Here is a 17,697-nt window from a genome sequence, read left to right on the forward strand (position 1 = left end):
GAGTTCAGTCACGAAAAACAAACCGACAAGGATCAAACACTAAATTCCTATAATATTACCAAGCGCCGACTCGCTAAGTGGCCATTCTGCCCGTTGCGCTTAGCCGATTGAGTAGCGTAAATTGCCGTCAAACAAAGTACTTCATGCCCTTATTCCAAACCCAATCAAACAGGCAATTTCGTATGAGAAAATATTTTCCGCAACTACTTATGGCTTCTTTCGCGCTACTTATTTCAGTACAACACAATACCGTTTTGGCACAGTCTCAAGCGCCGAAAGTTGTGGTGATACCGTTAGGCAGTGAATCCAAAACTATTCATGAGCCCGGCGTTGCACAGAGTCTAAATTTTTCGAATACCGCCCTAGAGACAAACACCACAACACTCGACGAAGTGCAGCTAAACGCACCAGCTGCGGGTTATGCCCAAGTTATGGCTACTTTTACCGTACTCATCTTCCATGTATCAGGAGGATTCGACACTCTGGCCTACTTTAACCTTCAAGAATCTCAAGGCAATGTCGCCACCGGGGTTGCATGGATCGAGAGTGTTGACGCAAACGCCCCGACAGGACTGTATCGACGCATTGTTACGGTACAGAAGATATTGGAGATTGACGAGGCCGGCCCTATAACTTATTACCTAACCGGTCAGAAAGGCAACGGTGGTGGCGATGTGCGTTTTGATCAAGTGTATTTGTCGGCTATCTATTTTGCTAAAACGTATGGAGCCAGCACTGAATAAACTAAAGGCATATACCTAAACCGCATTAGCATATTCTAAACAATTACTGCGCCCCACGTATCATTCTGGCTATGGGGCCGCGGCCCATATAGGTCTATAATTTGTGCAGCAGCAATACGCTTTAAGCTTGATCGAATCACCTAGTGATCTTAAACCCTAGATTTGCTGGCTTGATATTCGTCATAGGTTCCGTCATAAACGATCATATTTTTGTCTTTGATTTCAACGATGCGATCAGCGAGTGTGGAAACAAACTCTCGGTCATGGCTAACAAAGATCAGGGTGCCTTCATACACTTTTAGCGCATTATTTAGCGCTTCGATTGCTTCCATGTCCATATGATTAGTCGGCTCATCCAGAATTAACACATTGCTGTCTTGCATCATTAGCTTACCAAACAACAAGCGATTCTTTTCACCACCAGAGCAGACCTTAGCTTTCTTGTTGAAGTCGTCTTCAGTAAACAGCAAATTCCCTAACAAGCCTCGAACCTTAAGATCATCGTGTTTAGGTGTGCGCCATTGCATCATCCAATCAAACAAAGTCATGTCATTATCAAAGTCACGGGTATTGTCTTGTGGACAATATCCGATGACCGCATTTTCAGACCACTTATAACTACCGCTATTCGGTTTAAGTTGATCCATAAGACACTTAAGAAACGTGGTTTTACCTGAACCATTCTCACCTAATATAGCTAGCCGCGATCCGGCTTCAAGGAAAAAATCATTGCTGGTGAATAAGGTATCGCCATTAAACCCATGCGAGAGTGTTTCTAACACTAAGGCATTACGATGCAATTTTTTATGCTGCTTAAATTTAAGTTTCGGAGTCATTCGACTCGAAGACTTAACTTCGTCTAGCTTAATTTTGTCGAGTTTTTTAGCGCGTGAACTTGCTTGTTTGGCCTTGGAGGCATTCGCACCAAAGCGATTAACAAAGTCCTGTAATTCTTCAATTTCAGCACTTTTACGTGTATTACCCGCTAACAGCTGCTCGCGGATTAGGCTTGATGCAGCTTGGAAGTACTCATAATTACCCGGATAAATGCGCAGTTCCCCGTAGTCGATATCGGCCATATGCGTACACACAGAGTTCAGAAAGTGCCTATCGTGCGAGATAATAACCATCGTGCAAGTACGCTTATTTAGTTCAATACTTAACCAGTTAATTGTATCGATATCGAGGTTATTAGTCGGTTCATCGAGTAGCAGAATGTCTGGGTTAGCGAATAACGCTTGGGCCAACAGCACTCGCAATTTGCGGCCCGGAGCAACCTCACTCATTAGACCAAAATGTAATGACTCCTCAATGCCCGCGTTCAGTAAAATATCTCCCGCTCGACTCTCTGCGCTATAACCATCCATCTCGGCAAACTCGGCTTCAAGATTACCCACCTTCATACCATCAGCTTCAGACATTTCTGGCAAGCTGTAGATACGATCGCGCTCTGCTTTAACTTTCCACAACTCCTTGTCCCCCATGATCACCGCATCAATGACACTATATTGCTCAAAAGCAAATTGATCTTGACTCAAGGTCCCGAGTTTATCGCCAGGCGTAATCGATACGTTACCAGAGCTAGGCTCTAATTCACCGCTCATGATTTTCATCAACGTTGACTTACCACAGCCATTCGCGCCGATTAATCCATACCGGTTACCTTTGTCGAATTTAGCCGATATATTTTCAAATAATGGCTCGGCGCCAAATTGCATAGTGATGTTTGCAGTGGAGATCAAAACAGAGTCCGGAAGGGGATAAGAAATAAGGCTGCGGAGTCTACAGACTTATTGTTTTTGAGTATATGGCATCGCAGGCGCAAATCGCAATTATGACCTGCGCTTGCCCTGCATGCACTTACATTGTTAGCCGCAATAAGGCATTGCCACGCGGATTAAACCGAACAATTCGTGATTGATGACGGCTGGTTCAAGTCGAACCTATGGCAAAAACCACGATGATTACGCTACTTACGCAACGCTGAATAATGACTAACGCCGATTCATGTTTTCGCCACCAACATTAACTTAATTTCATAATCGAAATATTCTGAAACTAAAAAACCTTCTTCTGCATCTAAACCATAGTCGGCGCTTCTAAAACACAAAAGAAATGCGCCATGAGTAAGCAAAGCCGCTAACTCAAACAAAAACTTAATGCCTAAGAGAGTAGTACTAATGACAGAGCACGCTGTTGCGCTTTTTGCCGCCGAAGAATCCTGGCACTCGATCCTTGAATCTCCTGCCTATTTCTTACATCGAATAGATCTGCAAAACCAGTCATTTGAGTTTATACACACAAATCGTGAAACGCTTAATTCCAATTCGTTTCTTGACGGCCGCACACCCCTTTCGCACACCGATAAATCTTACATACTGCCTATTAAAGACTCTTTGGAGTGGTACAACAAATCAATAGTGCCCTCTCATGTGAATCGGTTCATTTTTCATATGTCATTTTGCGGTTCGACATTAGTCGCGCGCGCGCTCGATAAACCCGGCACCGCAATCGGCTATAAAGAACCTCAAATTCTGTTGGAGCTGGCTGAGATCAAAGCGGCGAACATCGATTGGTTTCGCAATAAAGTGCAATGGCAAACATTAGTCGGGTTCGTCTTATCGCAACTGAATAAGCAATGGTCGCCTGGTGAGTCAGTAGTAATCAAGCCATCTAACTGGGCCAACTCAATGTTACCGCAGTTAATCGAAGATGGCGGTTTCTCTCGGGCGTTGTTCTTAAGTACATCACCGATCGATTTTCTGATATCGGTATTTCGTGGCGGCGGTGAACGGATCCAATTCACCTACTCCGTTCTAAAGCACCTTCTAACGGCTTTTCCAGAATTTACAAAAATAGTAGCCAACGTAGAATCGCAAAAACTCACTACCGTAGAAATGTTTGCCCGCTTATCGCTTATTCTGCATGCCATTCAATGCAAAGCATTTGAGCGGGCAAAAGCCAACAGCCATTTGAAAACTCACGCAGAGTGCAGCTACCAAGACCTACAGAAAAATCCGGCCACTTGCTTAGAACTAGCCGCGACTACACTCGACCTCAATTTCACCATGGAGCAACTGAATCATTCAATCAATAACACGTTTTCGCAGCATGCCAAGATCACTCAAAGAAACTATAATACCCAAGACGCACAACACGTAGATCAGCAGGTTCTCGCGGTTTATGGCGACACATTTTCGCGCACTTTTACTTGGGCGGAAAAAAACCTTATCCCTTCGGACTTCTTCTAAGCATGAGCACAATGATAAAAATGGCCAAGCTCAACAGCTTGCAGCAAATCAGCCAGACCTATCAACGCAGCTCTCGCGTACAAATAGTTGATTTTTTGGAATCAGAGAGTGCGCAACATATCTATGATGCACTGAAATCACAAACGCAGTGGAACCTTGCGTGGAATTTGGATGGCCAGCACCAAGACATGGATTACACCGCTGTGCAAAATTGGACACAAAAACAAAGAGAGCAGCTCGACGAGCTTATTTATGCACAAGCGTCGGATAGCTTTCAATATCGGTATGCGTCGGTTCCAATCTACGATATTTATCAGCAGAATCTATTACCAGGACACTTTTTCAACTCGATCTATGAGTTTTTCAATAGCGATGAACTACTCACACTAGCACGCCAAGTAACCGGTTTTGAGCAGATCGACTTCGCAGACGTACAGGCGACACGTTACTCCAAAGGGCATTTTTTAACTGAGCACGACGATAATGTCGCCGGCAAAAACCGTCTGGCTGCCTTCGTACTAAACCTGACACCAAAATGGAAATTTGATTGGGGCGGTGGCTTAGTTTTTCCAGATAAAAACGATCAAGCCGAGACATGGTTTCCCAAGTTCAATGCATTGAACATTTTCACAGTTCCACAGAAACACGCAGTGACGGTAGTCAGCCCTTTTGCAACAGAGGAAAGATACGCCCTAACCGGCTGGTTCCGATCCCACCAAAGCTAGCGGCTACCTTTCCGAAACAACCTAAAGCTACATCCCAGAGTGCGTTGTTCTTTTCAGCGTTGCAACAAAGACCGCTACGATAACGCATTTTAGCTGCATACCGGGCTCGAGTGACACAATCGGCTTGACTGTTTAAAAGGTCAGAGGCATGCTCGCGCGCATGGCAAAGCGATTCCACAAAGTTCATATCGAGATAAGCAATATTTGCAATCTGCAATGCAGCTTCTGCCCAGCCGTTATTCGTGACAACAAGATGATGGACCTGGATCTATTTCGCGATATCGTAAAACAGGTGGCGCCCCTAACCGAACTTGTATGCCTTCACTTAATGGGCGACCCCTTAGTCCATCCTAAGCTTGAGGCAATGATAGAGATATGCGACGAATATGACGCGAACCTATTTTTAGTCACCAACGGAGTTTTGCTGCGCCCCGAAAAATACACTCTAATGTTGCATCGGCGTTTTTACCAAATCAATTTTTCGCTACACAGCTTTTTCGATAATTTCCCGGACAAAGACCCAAGCAACTATCTGGAACGAATCTTTGCGTTCACCGAACGCGCGCTCATCGAACGACCCGACCTGTATTTGAATTTCCGTTTGTGGAACCTCAATGATCCGCTTGGCAGTCAAACCCCAAACACTGAGATGTTAGAGCGGATATGCCAGCGCTTTGATTTTAACGCACCAAGCGAGCTCGATGTACGCAAACGCAAAAGCATTAATATCAAGAATCGACTCTACCTACATTTTGACACAGAGTTCATTTGGCCCAGCTTAGATCTCCCTGTGCTTGGCACTAGCGGAAAATGTTATGGCTTATCATCGCATTTTGGCGTACTCGTTGACGGTACTGTTGTGCCCTGCTGCCTCGACAAAGAAGCAGCAATACCTTTAGGTAAAGTGCAAGACGCATCCATTCTAGATATTTTAGGGTCACGTCGAGCGCAAGATATCGTCAAAGGTTTTAAACAAAAGCAGCTAGTCGAAAAACTGTGCCAGCGTTGCCAGTACATTGAGCGTTTTAATTAAACCAACTTAGGTCGACCTGCACGATAGTTAGTCTCGCATGCCATTTCTTGGTTAATGACTAACGGTGCGACGCTTTTTTTACCGCGTGCTGGACACTCTAACCTAAACCCAAGATGGCCATTTGGCTAGTTGTGCCTGGCACTTACCCATTGTTCAATAACGATACTGAAATTTTGTCCAAGCAGTCAATTACCAGCTTAAGCTACTTAGGCTTTAGGCTCATTCGCCTATTTCCACATTGCTTAAAAAGCAGGTCACTTGGAAAAGCAGACAAATTCTTTTTGATAATATTTTTATTCAACTAGCGTCGTACTTGGAGTTGGTCTATGCGTCAATTTATCCTATTCTCATTTGTAATTCTTATTTGCTCAACAGTCCCGGCAACATCAGCAACTTTAGAGGTCTGTAGTGCCTGTCAGTACAACTCAATTTCCGATGCACTGTTGAATGCAGAGCCAAATGATACCGTGTATGTGCATGACGGTACCTACAATGAGTTCAATCTAAACATCTTCGCCGACGATATAACTATTACAGGTCAGAGCCGAGACGGCACCATTATCGATGCGGACGGTCTCGGGCGACATTTCAACTTTACCTCTGCTGGTTCGAAAACAACCATTCAAAACCTGACTCTGAAAAATGGTGTTGGCTCTCCGGGAGTGTGCTCAGTCCAAGGTCAAGGTGGCTCGATTTGCGCAAGAAATGTGGCACTCAACATCGACGCGGTAACATTTCAAAATAATATTGGAGTGGCAGCTGGGGGCGCAATACATTTGGACGGCGACCCTTCGATACCTCGATCGCTGTCGATCAAAAATTCAACGTTCAGTGATAACCATTTAATTGAAGCGCCCAGCTTACTGCTCGCTCAGGGATTTGGCGGTGCAATCGCGTGTGTCAGCTGTGATAGGTTGTCGATAGACTCTTCAATTTTCCAAAAAAATAGTAGCCATATAGAACTAGTCGGGCCCGATAATGCCGGCATCGGTGGGGCTATCTGGATGGCTCAATCGGCCTTTAACCCAAACTCAATACAGTTTACCAGCACAAATAATACGTTTGACTCAAATCGCTCGCTTAAGGAAGGTGGCGCCATTGCCCTCTATGCGCCGCGTTCAAGTCATAACGATCTCTCGAGCTATACGATCAGTGAAACAGCATTTATTAACAACTACGCAGGCACAAAAGGGGGCGCGATATTTTTTGGGAATTTATCGTCCTTGGGCGATCCTGCCTTGGTAGCGCTAAATATTGAGCGTTCGTTGTTTCACAAAAATCGCGCCGCAAACGGCGGCGCACTAGCGTCAGTTAATATGTCCGTGCTAAGCGAAGATTCAACATTTTCAATGAATACCGCATCTATTACTGGGGGCGCTGTTGAACTATATCGAAACAATATTGTTGAGTCACAGAGTCATCACTTTGCAAATGTCAGCTTTATTGCAAATAGAGTCCTTGATCAAAACGGCGCCGCAGTATTCGCCTTCTCGATCAACCCAACATTGTACCTAACCTCAAACACTCTGTTTCTCGGAGAGCTACAGCTTTTCAACTCGATCGTGCATAACAGTAACGGAGTCGAATGCGTATTTTCTGGTGGGCAACAGGTGATCGTCGGGGAACATAACTTCACTAACGACGACAGCTGTGAACCGTCACCGAGCGCTAACCTCAGCGTGCTCGGTTCAGCAGAGCCATTTAGCCTTGGGAGCGTAAATGGTATAGATACACGACTCGCCGCAAATGGCGGCCCTACCCTAACCTACGCATTACTAAAGGGTAGTAATGCAATCAACGCAAGTACAAACAATTGCCCCAGCGTGATACGCCCATCATCTCGCAAACGCTTCGATCAACGTGGAGAAAACCGTAGCGCGCGCTCTCCATTCAGCCTCTCAACTCTAGTGTGTGACGTTGGCGCGTATGAATATATAGAAAGGAGCGTTAATGTAGGCCGCAACACAGTAACGAAATAGTCGTCTATATGTAAAAAGGCTCCAGCACTTAAGATGGTAATAAGCATCGTGCTTAGCAGTGCACATGCAACCGCCAATTCGACCACCCGCTATATTGCTAGGTGGTCGAACTGCGAGCAATCACTCTTGGCATTAACGTTTAAGTCGCATTGCAACGCCAAGTAAACTGAGCAAAATGATTAAGGAGAGAATCACTACGACGAGCATGTCTCGCCAAAACCGCCCCATCAATGGTGTGAGGAAATTCCACTTGTGTAAAAAGCCAAATGAGTAAGCTTCATATCGATCCTTATTCACTAGGCGATCAACCAACATGCCAGTAGTCGGATCAATAAACACCTTATCGCCGACATCACTATCGACATCAATCTGCCAAACCGGTAAGCGCTTATTGCGAAAATCATAATGCAGTCCGAAGCGCGTGATTAGTGTCGAACTGGTGATTTGACTGTTATCAAGCTGCAAGTACTGACTTGCGAGTGCCTGCGCCAACTGCTCATCATTAAGATCACTTTGCTGCCCCGTTTTTGCCGCAAAGTATAGGCCGGCATGTTCAGTTGGCTGCCCTTTAAACCGCGCTGTGCGACTTGCCACATCACTCGACATATCGTGATGTGCGTGCTCACCGCCTGACGACACAGACGCCGGCTTAACATTAGCTCGCGCCATAGCCGGAAAGCCGAGTCGATAGTAAAGTTGGTCATTATATGAGACCACAGATACCTGATTAAGCGGCACATCCGGTAAGTCAGCCAAACTCACGTTTTCGTTTAGGCTAGCTAATAACATCGGCTCACCAAGCTTGAGACCGCGATTGGTTTCGTTAAACCCATAGTGCAATAAATGCCAAAAACCGCTAACACAAAAAGCCAAAAGCGGTAATGCTACGACATAACCAGTAAAACGGTGAAGCTTTGTTTTACGAGGCATGTTCTTGCGTGCTCTCAGCATCAGTAACAAACCGACCCCAGCCGCACTTAAGGCAAAAATGCTTAGCAACAACAACGCCATGACAATAATTCGCGCGCCATCAACATGATCTAACCAAGCCCAGGTATGTAGGTTGCGAAACACCGCTTGCAACTGAGTTTTATAATCATTGCCCATGCCAGCTAGCGCGTTAATTTCCGTGTAAATGTAAGCACTGGAATTAGCGGCGTCTGAGAATTCAACTTTATATACAGGTAATAGCCGGTTAACCCAAGGGTAGGCAGAATCAAACTCAGTTTGAAACCGAATGCTTTTAATAGCCAACGGACTATCGCCAGCGACATAATACTGAGCAAGCCACGCCGCGTGTTGTTGATCGTAGTTCGGCAGTTCAGTGCCGCTCGCTAAATCAAAATAGCGCCGTGGTGCCGTCGCCGAATCGGTTACCTGTAAAACAACTCCGCGCGCGCTCGGAACAAGCTTAACAACCAATGCTTGCTGGATGTTGTGACGTTTTAGCACCGTCGCAATCGAGCGAACTTGTTGCGCGTTGATAACCGTATTAGGCGGTCGAAAATTGGCCGCCTGCGGACCGGTCCATGACAACAATGGATGGGTTAGTGCTGAGACAGCAAACATCAGTACTGCAAACAGTCCGATCCAGGTCAGCTTGCGGTGCCACTTGAACGACGCCTTTCGAAAATAAGCTTTACGCATTTAAGTACTCCTAGAAATCGATGCTAATGCCGGCGTAGGCAGCACGCCCTTGCCCCGGAGTGAATATCTGTTCATCTGGCGTCGCAATCCCGACCGTCGCCACATTCGACACATACGCTTGATCCGACAAATTCTCGCCCGAGGCAAAGACTCTAATATGATCATTCAACTGCCAAGCGACGCTTAAGCCAAGCAATGTATAGCCCTCGGTTTGCACGCTATTAGCATAGTCCGCATAAGGCCCGTCTTTTACGTATCGAACACTAATTCCTGCCGTCCAGTTCTCCCCCGCTATCGACATATCACTTAGATAACTAAATTCCGGCACACCGGCCAATGTGTTATTGCCGTAAAGAGAATGGTTATCAAAACTGAAATCATTAACTGTGACAATATTACGCCAAGCAAGTTGCCAGCCATGTGACCGTAGCGCTTCAAAGCTAGGCAACCAATCTAGACCGACTTCAGCACCTTGATGGACTGTGCCGCTGCTCGAATTGACCGTATTGGTAATTCGACCATCGGTAAAATCGATAAATTCGTCATCGAGTTCGCTGCGATAGATCGCGAGATCCCAGGCCCACTGGTCGGCGTGACCTCGAGTACCAATTTCTAACGTGGTGGACTTCTGAATTGCCAATGGATCAAATGGTAGAACGCCGGCTGACGTCAAATCAGAAATGCCCGGCGCTTCGTACGCGCGACTTAGATTGATAAAGCCTTGTTGCTGATCTGACCATTTCCAAAGCAGACCAATGCGCGGCGCAATTTCATCATAGGTAAGCGAGCCTGAGTCATCTTCAATATCAAATTCATTAAGTGGCGAATGCTCATTTTCGCGAACTGAGCGCACATATTGTGCACCGACAACAACGCGTAATGACTCCACTAATGGGTAAGACAATTGTCCGAAAATATTGGCATTTTCAGCATCTTGATAATTCTGTGACGACTGCACGCCGCGCTCACCAAATTCATTTCGAAATGTTTTAGCATCGTTCTCAGCTTGATTGAATGAGGCTCCAAGCGACCATATGAGACCGTCCAACACTTCAGCTTCATTGCTCGCTCGCAGACTCACGCCACGCTCTGTTTCATCCTGGACAACCATTCCAGCATAACGCGTGATCGCATGGTCTAGAGCTCGGTCGGCATACCAAACGCCGGCCTCGAGTGACCATCTATCAAAACCAACAACGGTTCGATTAGCTAAACGTTTAACCGTTAGGTTGCGATCCCAATCATCATCCACTGCTGTATATAAACCAGGGCCACCTAAAAACGGAAGTTGTGCCGGCACAAAGCTACCGCCTACCGCTGAATCAGGCTTATTCAACGCGTCTTCTTGTGACACGCTACCAACCAGCTCGAATTGATCCTTGAGCGACGTAATGTAAAACCGACTCTCAATTGAATCACTCAATGCAAAACCTAGATTGGCAAAACCATAAACGCTGTCGACCTCGCTGTGCGTCCTGAAGCCATCGCTGTCCAGCTTAGTGAGCGCGGCATAGTAGTCCATTGACTCTGTTCGACCAGTGCTCGCGACATTGACCCGTGATGAACCAAAGCTACCGGCTTCCAATCGGAGATTACTGCCCGCTTGCGAATTCCGACCGGTAGGAGTCACTATATTAATCGCTCCGCCTAAAGCATTCGCACCGTAGCGTAGACCATTACTTCCCTTGAACACCTCAATGTACTTTACCGACAATGGGTCAATCTCTTGAAACTCGGTAATACCGCTAGCCCGCGTAATCGGCACACCATCTCGGTATACGCTAATACCCCGACGTTCGAAGCCTGAATTAAGCCCAGAACCACGGATAGAGATGCGATTTTCGCGTTGCGCCGAAGTATCAGCATACACACCTGGTGTATACACCAGCGTATCACCGAGGCTTTGAGTGAAATTATTTTGATAGTCTGTCACTTCAACAAAGCCAATGCCGCCCGGAATCTGTTCCAATGTGCTGCGAGCTTGCTCAACGCTAAGCGATGTTAGTGAACCGGCGCTCTTTGTGGCCGTAACAACAATTTCTTCTAGGTTCTGTTGACCTAGACCTTTGGCTCCGGCAACGACCGGCAGTACGAGGCAAACAGCACTCGCAATTAGTGATTTATTCATTATTTTCTCAATTCTGTTGGCAGCACGACTTATTGGGCGTGCCACTATGAAAACGACATCGAAGCAAGGTTCGATGTCAGTCCAATTTCTTTAAACTAGAATTGGCAGCGGCGGAGCGCGTAGATATATCTCGCTTAAAATCGGTTTAAGCGACATTTTTGTAGCCGGAGCAAGGTAGTGCTGCTGAATAACAACACTCGGCTGGGGATAGTTAAGACCAGGATCAGCCAAACTCACCGGATGATCGATAAATTTGCAATACACACAATGTTTAGTGCGCACCTCAGAAGTCGAAGACGATTCCGTTGCGCCATCCAATGCGACTTTGACTAAACCTTGAGACGTACACAACCATGTGTACTTTTGCTGATTGCCCTGCGCCCCATTGTCCATCGACGCCAACGCAGCGGAAGACGCAATGTTGCAGAACAACACAGCGACCAACAGTCGACTAATGGTTAACAAACGGCGCGCAGTCATTGACGGGTATAGACACGGATTCAATTGCCACGGAGTGTAATTCGCAACTCTTGAAAAAGCAACGGCTCCGATCCCCAGCTATGCCTGCTAGTTCAACAAACCTTATACAATTCTGCGCAGAATTCGGGTTCCACAAAACTCATGTTTTACGGCTGCCAACACATGCACAATGACGCACGCTGCTAAAGAATAGGATAAGTAATTATGTATCAAACTAAAAAACGCAGTGATTTCTCTGTCATAAATAATATGCGGAATCGTACTAAGTCCAAACACTTGAAAATCCCGATTCATCATCAACACACCGCTTACTAAAATGCCGGCCACTAAAACATATAATAATTTGTGCATATAGCTGGCTGCGCGAATCTCTAAGCTCGAAAGTGCGCTCGCATAAGGCGGCGCGCCATTCCTGATTCTGTGCCAAACACGCCACACAAAAATCGGTATAAAAACAAATGTAATAGACACATTAAAGTCTAATATTTTATGTTTGATATTCGGATCTACTTTATAAAACGCCAGATATAAACCCGTGACCGTGGCCCAAATAATAATCAGAGCCGACACCCAATGCAGCACGCGCGCAGTAACCTTAAACTTCATAACCCTTACCCATTTCCGACTGACTAGTACTAAATTTCAATGCCAAATGACAAACCTTATGCGGTTCGGCCGCACGCTGTCAGACTAATGGTTGCCGCAACTTGCCAACGCCTGTTGAGGCAACCGAACATTACGCAATCCATATCGCTAAATTAGTGAAACTAAATTAGTGAAACTAAATTGGCGAAACTAAATTGGCGAAACTATGCCAAAGTCGATTTGCATATTTTGACCCGTTTCATCCCAATGCGAATATGTGAAAGTTTGCTCAAAGTGAAAGGGCGTATCTTTTAAGCCCACCGCGTCGATGCCGACATACTGATAGACTCCAGTGAAATCCAAAACAACGTTAGCGATGCCTTCATAAGTATTGGGCGCCTGCAGCACGATTTGACTGTTGGTGGTATAAGAACTCTTTGCTAACTCAGGTACGCTATACAGGTCCTTGTCGACCACTTGGTTATTCACCAGGTCTTCCCATTCTGAATATGGGTGTCCTTCAACACTGCACATCGCGTAGTCCCAGTGCATTCCGCAAGTGATACCTATTTGGTAAGGTGCCACTCCAACCTCAAAATCACTCAAGTTATACGTGTAAGAGTTTCCAACCGTCAAACCGGCGTCTGCCCCAGGACCACCTCGACTGGCACTTACTCCGACATTAAAACTGACCGAGGATGTTGCCGATGAAGTACTGTTGGTCACCTTCGGGTTATAGTCATACACCGCGAAGTTGGACGCCAGAGACGGCATTGAATTCGCGGCATTTTGCATATCAGCCCAATACATGTTGAACTGCAGATGCTCCTGATAAAAGCCCTGTGTATTCTTATCGTCGCCTATTAGCGAACCCGGATACGCCCCAGCGCCAGTTTGATACACATACAAGTATTTATAGGGGTAAACACCGCTAGCATCGGTGTCTTGGGAGGCCCACAGTTCGATGTTGTAGATAGTGTCAATATTGACCACCTGGGAGCCACCAGGATAGTTATTGTTATGGAATGGGTAGCTAATCGTTTTAGTTGCGCCGCAGTTCCATTGCCAAGTATGCGATATCTGCTGCAGGTCTGAATTCGATACTGCAGCACTGGTCGCCATACTCGTTGATTTACTGTTTTGCTTCTCAACCAATGCGGGTAACTCCCAAGCACTGTCGGCAAGAGACGCTAGCTGTGTGGCCGCCGCATCAATATGCCGCGATTGACTTTCAGCATCTGACACATAAGTGTTAATCACTGAATGATTGTCTGTTACAAAACGGATAAGCGCGATTTGCGACGGAATACCAATACCAACAAGCTTACGCATGACCGACGGATCCTCGGCGGCCTCCAGTATCAACGGAATTCCAAGTCGCCGTGCGGCATGGATCGCCTCATGGCCTTCAATTCCGCTTGCGCCAACGGCACTGACGTTGAGACTGAGAGCCGTATAATGACTCAAATCAAGCTCTCCATGCTCAGCGTCTATACTAAAGTGATCTGCCAATCGTTTTTCAAAGTCAGTTAGCTCTAAATTCAAACTCAAAATTCTGTGCATTTTATTTCTCCTTGTAAATTGCAATAAGTTCAAACGCGATAGCCTTTATGACAGTGATAAGCCGCTGTCAAATAGACTGTGTGCGTCTTTGGAAAAATGAATTTAGTGCCAAATTTGTCAATCAACTGTCAACAAAATGGAGATTTCCGTATCTCGATGGCAAGTACTGACTAGCTATCTATCAACAACCCGCTGTTCGTCTGCGGCTTCTATAACCGCTCCTATAACCGCTCCTATAACCTACTACCCTTATCGTCTGGTGAGTCACCGATGACACACCGACTTGCCCTAGACTGTGCCATGAAAGTCGCTGCTGTCCAACTTTAGCTCAGTCGATTTCGCATCGGAAATATGGTTTCTTTCTGACAGCCCGACCTCAACAAACTTGGTCAGACTAAACAGAGCAACGCTTGATTCTTTGCGTTGCTCTGTCAATGCCGTAACGCTTGGCTTGGCTTAACCAACCGCCTGCGTATTACAAACACTATTGCTAGACTATTCCGACACTAGGCGTCAATGCTCTGCCCCAACGACGCATTTACGATACCACCATCCACTGAAATTGTGTCGCCAACCACATAATCACCTGCTCGGCTAGCCAAATATATCGCCGTACCTGCGATGTCTTCAGCAACCCCAATTCGTTTAGACGGAATGCCTTCGGCTACTTCATCGGCATGATCTCGTGCAGCACGATTCATTTCCGAGGGAAACGCTCCGGGCGCAATAGACGTGACATTTATATGCTCACCGACTAAACGTGCAGCTAGTCGTTTAGTTAAATAGATTAGCGCAGATTTTGACGCATGGTAACTATAGGTGTCCCAAGGGTTTAAACGCAGACCATCGATAGACGTAATATTAATCACTTTAGCAGGCTGATTCGCGCTACCTCCAGCAACTAACAGCTTATGCAATGCTTGCAATAAGAAGAACGGTGACTTCAAGTTAAGGTCCATCACTTTGTCCCAACCCACTTCGGAAAACTCCTCAAACGGCATACCCCAAGCGGCGCCTGCATTGTTGACCAATATATCGAGTCTGGATTCCAGCTCAGCAAACCGCGACGCCAAGGTTTTACAGCCCTCGACCGAACTAATATCTTGCGGCAATGAGATACATTTCGGCCCAAGTTCAGCCGCTACCGCATTACATATGTCGGCCTTGCGCGAAGATATATACACCGTCGCACCCTGGGCAATAAACCCTTCAGCGATCATTTTACCAATGCCACGCGAACCGCCGGTGACTAAGGCTATTTTGCCTTCGAGTGAAAAAAGTTTTGAAGTGTCCATAAGATTATTGTTATTTGAGAATAATTAGATCAAGAATCTTAGCCTACCTCGGAATGCATTGACAGCCCACCGTCAAAGCGCAAACCCGACGGCTTACAAAAGCTACTGTAGGGTTTTCATGAGATGCAACAGAGGCGGCGTAAACTGCCCCATTAATTTGCCAACACATTGCGTTTAGACCAGCACCCTTTTACGCTATCCTATGCGTTGTATTCATGCCGCCACGTGTTTAGACACACTCAATTAGAACATGCTTAAATATCGTCCCGACATCGATGGGCTACGTGCGATTGCGGTCGCGAGCGTAGTGTTATTCCACCTTCAAGAATCGCTGCTACCCGGCGGTTTTGTCGGTGTCGATATATTCTTTGTAATCAGTGGCTACCTGATCACTAAGCTGATTTACTCCGAGCTGTCAGAAACCGGGCAGTTTAGCTTCAAGCGTTTCTATATTCGCCGTGTTCGCAGGCTATTCCCCGCCCTATTCTCAATATTTTTATTGTGCCTAGTGTTAGCCTATTTGCTGTTTTCGCCCTCCTACTTAGTTGAGTTTGCACAATCACTGATCACCGCGTTTTTTAGTGTTAGTAATATATTTTTTTGGAGCATTAGCGACTATTTCAATTCAGACAGCTCAGTCAAACCGTTACTGCACACCTGGTCGCTGTCTGTTGAAGAACAATTTTACCTACTTTGGCCCGCCACCTTAGTAGGCTTGTTCGCGCTAAACAAGAAACCACTGATACCCGCCTTTATTGTGTTGGTAGGGGTCGCCAGTCTGCTACTGAACCTTGAGGCATTTTCTGATGATTCGATCATCATGCCTTGGATCGCTACACAGAATGACCCGATATCGAATAATGTCGCGTCTACCGCCTTTTACTGGCTGCCATTCCGCGTATTCGAGTTCTCGATTGGGGCGATCTTAGTTTGGCTTGCTCAACCCAAGCGGCAGTGGCTAGCTGAGTGTGCGTTTGCAGCAGGCTTGAGCATGATTCTACTATCAATTTTTGCGCTCGATAGTGAAATCAATTTCCCCTCGACCGCAGCGTTAATCCCCACTATTGGTGCTGCTCTTATGATATTCAGCGGCGGCGGTCATCGCCTGAGCTGGCTGGTATCCAATCGACTTATGGTTCGCCTTGGACTCATTAGTTATTCGCTATACCTTATTCACTGGCCCTTGATCGTATTCTATAAGTACTCGATCGGGCGAGCATTTTGGTTCAGCGAAATTGTGCTGCTAACTGTGATTTCGTTAATCGTAGCAAGCCTCATGTACCGCTTTATCGAGCAACCATTCAGAAAACCAAATATAGAAAAAGAAAGCATTGAAAAGGCAAGCACAGGAAAAAAAGCCACCGCCGCTTCGCCCAACCGACGGTTTCTCATTGGGTCCGCTTGTGCCACTCTGATCACTATCGCCATCAGTGCAAACGCAATCAGCTCACACGGCTGGTTATGGCGTTACCCGCCAGACGTTGTCGCCCAACTTAGTTATCAAAAAGGCGACTACACAGAATTCTTCTGGGCCGATATAAAACGACTAGAGGCTGGTTTCCAAAACAACGACAAGCCCAAAGTTCTAATTATTGGCGACAGCATGGCGGCAAACTTAGTTAATGTGTTGGTCGCAGCCAATGCGAGCGAACAGTTGGATATGGCGACGATTATGATTAGCCATAATTGCAAAACTTTGTTTGGCTTCACTGATAATCAGTATCTCAGAATTTACCGTGGAGCCGCCACAAAATGCCAGCGTGAACATGACAGAGTACTAGCCAAAACAGCACTTCTCGAGAACGCCGACACCATTGTGTTAGCTAGCCACCTATGGAACTTTAATAAGGCCGAATCCATTCCGGGTACCGTGGCGCACCTCAAGACACTAAGCGACGCTAAAGTGATGGTGCTCGGCTTAAAAGTACAACGCGACAATGGCATCGTATTTCTGAGCAAGCATGCTTTTTCACCGCAGGTACACACACTCAGGACGCTGCCGCATCCTAAAACGGTCGAAATCAATGACGTGCTAAAAAGCCAAGCGAACGACTATATCTACTTCGACTTACTCGATGGCTTTTGCAATGAGCAAGGTTGTCAGCGCGTCACCAAAGACGGCTATGCGATTATCTTCGACGAGAGCCACTTAAGCGAAAATGGTGCTAAATTGTTGGCGCAAAACATCCATACTACCGACTGGTTCAAGCATTTATTAGAGCGCAAACAATAGCGTGCTTAACTGCCTACTTGAAAACAGCGCCTGAA

Annotated in this window: 13 protein-coding genes; 6 read left to right on the plus strand and 7 right to left on the minus strand. The window is 46.2% G+C overall.

Features of this window, described 5'->3' with window-relative positions; genetic code table 11:
* Positions 1 to 182 precede the first annotated feature (182 nt).
* Entirely contained in the window at positions 183 to 743 is a 561-nt protein-coding gene (locus DFR28_RS08455; protein WP_113953896.1) for a hypothetical protein, read from the plus strand.
* A gap of 149 nt (positions 744 to 892) precedes the next feature.
* On the opposite strand, the gene DFR28_RS08460 is transcribed toward DFR28_RS08455, so the two are convergent.
* Positions 893 to 2,485, minus strand: coding sequence for an ABC-F family ATPase (locus tag DFR28_RS08460; protein ID WP_113953897.1), 1,593 nt, complete (start codon positions 2,483 to 2,485; stop codon positions 893 to 895).
* 438 nt (positions 2,486 to 2,923) lie between these two features.
* On the opposite strand from DFR28_RS08460, the gene DFR28_RS08465 reads away from it, so the two are divergent.
* The 4 genes from DFR28_RS08465 (at position 2,924) to DFR28_RS08485 (ending at position 7,731) form a co-directional block, all read left to right on the plus strand.
* Complete coding sequence (locus DFR28_RS08465; RefSeq protein WP_113953898.1) at positions 2,924 to 3,994, plus strand: hypothetical protein; 1,071 nt, start codon at positions 2,924 to 2,926, stop codon at positions 3,992 to 3,994.
* Positions 3,995 to 3,996: 2 nt separating this feature from the next.
* Positions 3,997 to 4,719, plus strand: a complete 723-nt coding sequence (locus DFR28_RS08470) for a 2OG-Fe(II) oxygenase (RefSeq protein ID WP_113953899.1) — start codon at positions 3,997 to 3,999, stop codon at positions 4,717 to 4,719.
* A 160-nt stretch (positions 4,720 to 4,879) separates the two neighbouring features.
* A complete protein-coding gene (locus DFR28_RS08475; protein WP_170132031.1) occupies positions 4,880 to 5,752 on the plus strand; it encodes a radical SAM/SPASM domain-containing protein in 873 nt (290 codons plus the stop codon).
* A 326-nt stretch (positions 5,753 to 6,078) separates the two neighbouring features.
* A complete protein-coding gene (locus DFR28_RS08485; RefSeq protein WP_113953902.1) occupies positions 6,079 to 7,731 on the plus strand; it encodes a choice-of-anchor Q domain-containing protein in 1,653 nt (550 codons plus the stop codon).
* Positions 7,732 to 7,863: 132 nt separating this feature from the next.
* On the opposite strand, the gene DFR28_RS08490 is transcribed toward DFR28_RS08485, so the two are convergent.
* The 6 genes from DFR28_RS08490 to DFR28_RS08515 form a co-directional block, all read right to left on the minus strand.
* On the minus strand, positions 7,864 to 9,378 hold the full coding sequence (locus DFR28_RS08490; protein ID WP_113953903.1) for a PepSY-associated TM helix domain-containing protein: 1,515 nt from the start codon (positions 9,376 to 9,378) through the stop codon (positions 7,864 to 7,866).
* Between the two features lie 10 nt (positions 9,379 to 9,388).
* The gene (locus DFR28_RS08495) at positions 9,389 to 11,506 is read right to left on the minus strand and encodes a TonB-dependent receptor family protein (protein WP_113953904.1); all 2,118 of its coding nucleotides are present in this window, start codon (positions 11,504 to 11,506) and stop codon (positions 9,389 to 9,391) included.
* A gap of 90 nt (positions 11,507 to 11,596) precedes the next feature.
* A complete protein-coding gene (locus tag DFR28_RS08500; protein ID WP_170132032.1) occupies positions 11,597 to 12,010 on the minus strand; it encodes a DUF2946 family protein in 414 nt (137 codons plus the stop codon).
* Positions 12,011 to 12,088: 78 nt separating this feature from the next.
* Positions 12,089 to 12,592 carry a cytochrome b gene (locus DFR28_RS08505; RefSeq protein ID WP_113953906.1) on the minus strand — a complete coding sequence of 168 codons (504 nt, stop codon included), beginning with the start codon at positions 12,590 to 12,592 and terminating at the stop codon, positions 12,089 to 12,091.
* A 189-nt stretch (positions 12,593 to 12,781) separates the two neighbouring features.
* Positions 12,782 to 14,134 (minus strand): hypothetical protein, encoded by a 1,353-nt coding sequence (locus DFR28_RS08510; protein WP_113953907.1) that lies wholly within the window; start codon positions 14,132 to 14,134, stop codon positions 12,782 to 12,784.
* Positions 14,135 to 14,640: 506 nt separating this feature from the next.
* On the minus strand, positions 14,641 to 15,429 hold the full coding sequence (locus DFR28_RS08515; RefSeq protein WP_113953908.1) for an SDR family oxidoreductase: 789 nt from the start codon (positions 15,427 to 15,429) through the stop codon (positions 14,641 to 14,643).
* Positions 15,430 to 15,679: 250 nt separating this feature from the next.
* On the opposite strand from DFR28_RS08515, the gene DFR28_RS08520 reads away from it, so the two are divergent.
* Complete coding sequence (locus DFR28_RS08520; protein WP_113953909.1) at positions 15,680 to 17,662, plus strand: acyltransferase family protein; 1,983 nt, start codon at positions 15,680 to 15,682, stop codon at positions 17,660 to 17,662.
* Positions 17,663 to 17,697 lie beyond the last annotated feature (35 nt).

The sequence above is a fragment of the Arenicella xantha genome (assembly GCF_003315245.1).
Lineage (GTDB): Bacteria > Pseudomonadota > Gammaproteobacteria > Arenicellales > Arenicellaceae > Arenicella > Arenicella xantha.

Excerpts from the sequence above, each read along its gene's own strand:
- DFR28_RS08515 (WP_113953908.1), bottom strand. The coding sequence starts at position 15,429 with ATGGACACTTCAAAACTTTTTTCACTCGAAGGCAAAATAGCCTTAGTC.
- DFR28_RS08510 (WP_113953907.1), bottom strand. The coding sequence starts at position 14,134 with ATGCACAGAATTTTGAGTTTGAATTTAGAGCTAACTGACTTTGAAAAA.
- DFR28_RS08470 (WP_113953899.1), top strand. The coding sequence starts at position 3,997 with ATGAGCACAATGATAAAAATGGCCAAGCTCAACAGCTTGCAGCAAATC.
- DFR28_RS08490 (WP_113953903.1), bottom strand. The coding sequence starts at position 9,378 with ATGCGTAAAGCTTATTTTCGAAAGGCGTCGTTCAAGTGGCACCGCAAG.
- DFR28_RS08520 (WP_113953909.1), top strand. The coding sequence starts at position 15,680 with ATGCTTAAATATCGTCCCGACATCGATGGGCTACGTGCGATTGCGGTC.
- DFR28_RS08505 (WP_113953906.1), bottom strand. The coding sequence starts at position 12,592 with ATGAAGTTTAAGGTTACTGCGCGCGTGCTGCATTGGGTGTCGGCTCTG.
- DFR28_RS08465 (WP_113953898.1), top strand. The coding sequence starts at position 2,924 with ATGACAGAGCACGCTGTTGCGCTTTTTGCCGCCGAAGAATCCTGGCAC.
- DFR28_RS08475 (WP_170132031.1), top strand. The coding sequence starts at position 4,880 with ATGGCAAAGCGATTCCACAAAGTTCATATCGAGATAAGCAATATTTGC.
- DFR28_RS08455 (WP_113953896.1), top strand. The coding sequence starts at position 183 with ATGAGAAAATATTTTCCGCAACTACTTATGGCTTCTTTCGCGCTACTT.
- DFR28_RS08485 (WP_113953902.1), top strand. The coding sequence starts at position 6,079 with ATGCGTCAATTTATCCTATTCTCATTTGTAATTCTTATTTGCTCAACA.
- DFR28_RS08495 (WP_113953904.1), bottom strand. The coding sequence starts at position 11,506 with ATGAATAAATCACTAATTGCGAGTGCTGTTTGCCTCGTACTGCCGGTC.